Origin of the sequence: Chamaesiphon sp. VAR_48_metabat_135_sub, from assembly GCF_031418915.1 — a bacterium.
Lineage (GTDB): Bacteria > Cyanobacteriota > Cyanobacteriia > Cyanobacteriales > Chamaesiphonaceae > Chamaesiphon.
The window spans coordinates 1-3,342 of record NZ_JANOJV010000299.1 but is presented as its reverse complement, the minus strand read 5'-3'; the positions used below and the strand labels follow the sequence as shown (position 1 = coordinate 3,342).

General features: G+C 40.8%; 7 protein-coding genes. 5 read left to right on the top strand and 2 right to left on the bottom strand.

From position 1 onward, the window contains the following. Positions 1–198 (bottom strand): hypothetical protein (locus RMO55_RS20695; RefSeq protein ID WP_310429859.1); only part of this gene is annotated, 198 nt, incomplete at its 3' end. Positions 199–356: 158 nt separating this feature from the next. Between RMO55_RS20695 and RMO55_RS20690 the strand changes: the two genes are divergently transcribed. The 5 genes from RMO55_RS20690 to RMO55_RS20670 all read left to right on the top strand — a co-directional run bounded on the left by RMO55_RS20690 (position 357) and on the right by RMO55_RS20670 (position 2,621). Further along, complete coding sequence (locus RMO55_RS20690; RefSeq protein ID WP_310429857.1) at positions 357–836, top strand: hypothetical protein; 480 nt, start codon at positions 357–359, stop codon at positions 834–836. A gap of 119 nt (positions 837–955) precedes the next feature. Beyond that, positions 956–1,360 carry a single-stranded DNA-binding protein gene (locus RMO55_RS20685; protein WP_310429855.1) on the top strand — a complete coding sequence of 135 codons (405 nt, stop codon included), beginning with the start codon at positions 956–958 and terminating at the stop codon, positions 1,358–1,360. A gap of 149 nt (positions 1,361–1,509) precedes the next feature. After that, positions 1,510–1,788 (top strand): hypothetical protein, encoded by a 279-nt coding sequence (locus tag RMO55_RS20680; RefSeq protein WP_310429853.1) that lies wholly within the window; start codon positions 1,510–1,512, stop codon positions 1,786–1,788. Positions 1,789–1,895: 107 nt separating this feature from the next. Next, positions 1,896–2,225, top strand: coding sequence for a single-stranded DNA-binding protein (ssb, locus tag RMO55_RS20675; protein WP_310429851.1), 330 nt, complete (start codon positions 1,896–1,898; stop codon positions 2,223–2,225). 183 nt (positions 2,226–2,408) lie between these two features. After that, complete coding sequence (locus RMO55_RS20670; RefSeq protein WP_310429849.1) at positions 2,409–2,621, top strand: hypothetical protein; 213 nt, start codon at positions 2,409–2,411, stop codon at positions 2,619–2,621. Between the two features lie 87 nt (positions 2,622–2,708). Here RMO55_RS20670 and RMO55_RS20665 read toward each other — a convergent pair. Next, on the bottom strand, positions 2,709–3,342 hold a 634-nt coding region (locus RMO55_RS20665; RefSeq protein ID WP_396134436.1), incomplete at its 5' end, for a ParB/RepB/Spo0J family partition protein.

Genomic DNA, 3,342 nt, shown 5'->3' with positions numbered 1-3,342 from the left:
TCTAACAATACCGATCGCAAATTCTAAATAAATCAGTGCTAAGTTATCTCGATCGATTTGATGATAAATCTCGGCATTTGCTAAGACTGATAATTTGCCCTGTCGATCGCTAAAGTGTACGCTCATTTTTCCTAGTGGTTCGTGAATTAATATCTCGCTTCGATCGACTCGCGTTTGTTGTAACTCAATTCCTAACATCTGATTTCCATCGAAAGACTTTACTCCCGATCGATCCGTTATCTATCCTCCGTCATGTTTCGCTTCGCTAGATGGATGTGAAAGTTAATCTTGAATTTATTTGAGATTGACTGAGCTTCGCTATTTAGAAATAGAACACAACTTAGGAGAATATTTCAATGAGATCTGCAACTTTAACTTTGACTGTTGACTTCGTTCAAGCAATCGATGCTAAAAATCTTGCTGGACACGGACGTTTCAACAATGGTAAAACCTTTGACCCAATTAGCTTTACTGCCTACGCTCCACGCTTACAAGATACGATTGTTCCTGGTGTAACTCTCGTTGCTGAAGGTAATCTCCGCGCAATTAAAGATGCTGCTGGAATTACTTCGTTGAGTTTAAATATCACTCAAGCTATGCAAGTTGCCCCTGTAGATCCTACTCCCGCAGTTGAGCCAAAACATCATGGCCCCAAACTGCTTGCTCCTGCTGCTGAATCTGCCGACATGCCGGAAGCTGATCCAATCGATGCCGAATTGCTAGATGAGCAATCACCAGCCAAAACCGAGCAACCCGCGATCGAAGTCGAACCAGTTGCAACTGCTAAACCCAAATCTAGTCGCGGTCGCAAATCCAAAGTTTTAGCCGCTGTCTAGATTAACATTCTATTCAAGATTGACTGAGCTTCGCAAATTGGATGTGAAAGTTAATCTTGGATTTCGATTGACTCCGCTTTTTCGTAATAGTAAACAACCAACTTAGGAGAATATTTCCCATGTCTATTAATTCCGTTCAATTGTTTGGTCGCCTGGGTCAAGATCCTGAAGCCATTTGGTCTGATAGCGGTCTACGCACTAAAGGCTCCTTAGCCGTTACGATCGATAAAACTACGACTGATTGGTATGCTTTGACCGCATTCGGAAAAACTGCTGAAATCCTCGCTAACTTCGTGCGTAAAGGCGAACAAGTCGCGATCGAAGGTCGCCTTAGCTTGAGTGGCTGGGTTGATGGTGCTGGTAATCCACGCTCGAAAGCTGAAATCGTGGTTGACTCTATTAGTTTGATCGCTGGCAATAAGAAGGCTTCCCCAACTGGCAGTGCAACTCCAGTGATGGCTCGACAAACAGTACCTGCTACATCTACCTCTGATGATGATGCTATAGACCAAATCCCCTTCTAAATAGCTGTCTGTATTCACTTTTTAACCTGAATATTACCAACTGAGATTGACTAAAGCTTCGCATGATGGAAGTGAAAGTCAATCTCAGTTTTTATTTAGGTTAACTTTCTGCGCCTTTTGTAATCAACACACTTCAGGAGAATATTCCAATGAGAAATGCAACTTTGACTATTACTGTAGAAAATACTCAATTAACTGATGAAGAATTAGTTGGTTATGGCACATTCGATAACGGTAAAGATCATCCTGCCGAACGAATTATGTTATGTGGCTATGCTCCCCGTCTCAAAGATACTGTAATTCCTGGTAAAACCATTGTGGCGATTGGCACACTTCGATTGATTAAAGATAGTTTAGGTGTTCCTTCTTTGACATTGAACATCAGTCAATCAATGCAAGTTACTTTGCTTGTCCCCGCTACCGTATAAATCAATTGCTTCCATCTGTGATTAGTTAAGCTTCGCAAGTTATCAGCGAAAGTTAATCACAGATTAATTTACTATCTCATTTTTACTAACTTAGGAGAATACTTTCCATGTCTATTAATTCCGTTCAATTAATTGGTCGTCTCGGAGAAAATCCAGAGTCAACTTGGTCTGATACTGGTCTTCGCGTTACGGCTTCGCTTGCAGTCACGATCGATAAAGATACTGCTGATTGGTATAACTTAACCGCCTTCGGTAAAACAGCCGAGATTTTGGCTAACTACGTCCTTAAAGGCGAACAGGTCAATATTCAAGGTCGAGTGAGTGTTAACCGTTGGGTTGATAAAGTAACTAGCGAACCTCGCTCTAGAGTCCAGATTATTGTCGATCGTGTTGGACTCATCGGTAGCAATTCTCGTAATGCTTTGCAAACTGTCTAGATCGCCAATTCAGCACTCAGATAATGAGTGCTGAATTCTGCGCTTTAGATTTTCAACTGCTGCGCTAAATTGCTGCTTAATGTTTAAGCCATTCACCAATAGTTTAACAATGGTGAATGGCTTAATATTATTGGAGATTATTACTTCGTTAATTAGACTTAGAACTCAATCAACTTGCTTTTTATGGATATTGTTAAAATCCTCGCTGAGATCGCCGATACTAAAGCTCAAATTCTCAAAATGGAGAATTTTCTTGTCAATTTGCCAAATCATGCAGATGCTTTATCTCAGGTTCGAGTCACGATCCAATACTGGAACGAGTACGTCGAGCATTTGAATTATCTAAATGATAAACTTTTGAATATCGCTCCAGAAATTTATGCAGTTATTAATTGAGAGATCGAGAATTCTGCTGTAATCTCGCAAATAAAAAATTGATATTTACTTTACCATCTGCCTCGATCCGGCAGTTAATAGAGCAAATTAATTAATTTCTAGTAAAAATTGTCTTTGTAAATTCAATAAAGATCGCTCAAACTCTTTTAATATTTCAACGGAAAATTTGTTGCTTCTAATTCGATCGATCGTTTCTTCCATCACCATCTCGATCCGATCCTCGATCGAGTCTGGTACAGGTGCCAAAACTGTTAGATTTAGCTCTGAATTATCTTCTTGCCTATCTGCTATTACTTTTACTGGCAGCTCGGTAGTCGGTTTATCAGCCTTTGCTTTAGGTGGCTTAATTTTAGCAACTTCTGCCTTGACTTCCCGAACGCTTAGACCTTCTTCAATCGATCGATCTAGCAGTTCTTGTCGGCTGGGATCTTCTAAGGTGGATATTGCGGCTGCTTTGGTATAGTGCAGTTCGCCACTTCTGACTGAATCGAGAATGTTTTCTGGGAGATTGAGGAGTTTGAGCTTGTTCTTAACGAATGAAGTTAAACTCATTCCACCTTTGGTGAACTGTCTGATAATTTGGGTGGCAAATTCAATCGTTTCGGCTGGAATAACGTTATTCCCAGTTTCCTCTTTGGCATGAGCCGCTTGATGCAAAAAGGCGATCGTCAGGGCTGCGCTAGCGAACTTGAGCTTGCGCTGCAAAATGCTCACCACCATC

Coding starts and splice junctions, on each gene's coding strand:
- RMO55_RS20690 (WP_310429857.1), top strand. CDS start 357: ATGAGATCTGCAACTTTAACTTTGACTGTTGACTTCGTTCAAGCAATC.
- RMO55_RS20685 (WP_310429855.1), top strand. CDS start 956: ATGTCTATTAATTCCGTTCAATTGTTTGGTCGCCTGGGTCAAGATCCT.
- RMO55_RS20680 (WP_310429853.1), top strand. CDS start 1,510: ATGAGAAATGCAACTTTGACTATTACTGTAGAAAATACTCAATTAACT.
- ssb (WP_310429851.1), top strand. CDS start 1,896: ATGTCTATTAATTCCGTTCAATTAATTGGTCGTCTCGGAGAAAATCCA.
- RMO55_RS20670 (WP_310429849.1), top strand. CDS start 2,409: ATGGATATTGTTAAAATCCTCGCTGAGATCGCCGATACTAAAGCTCAA.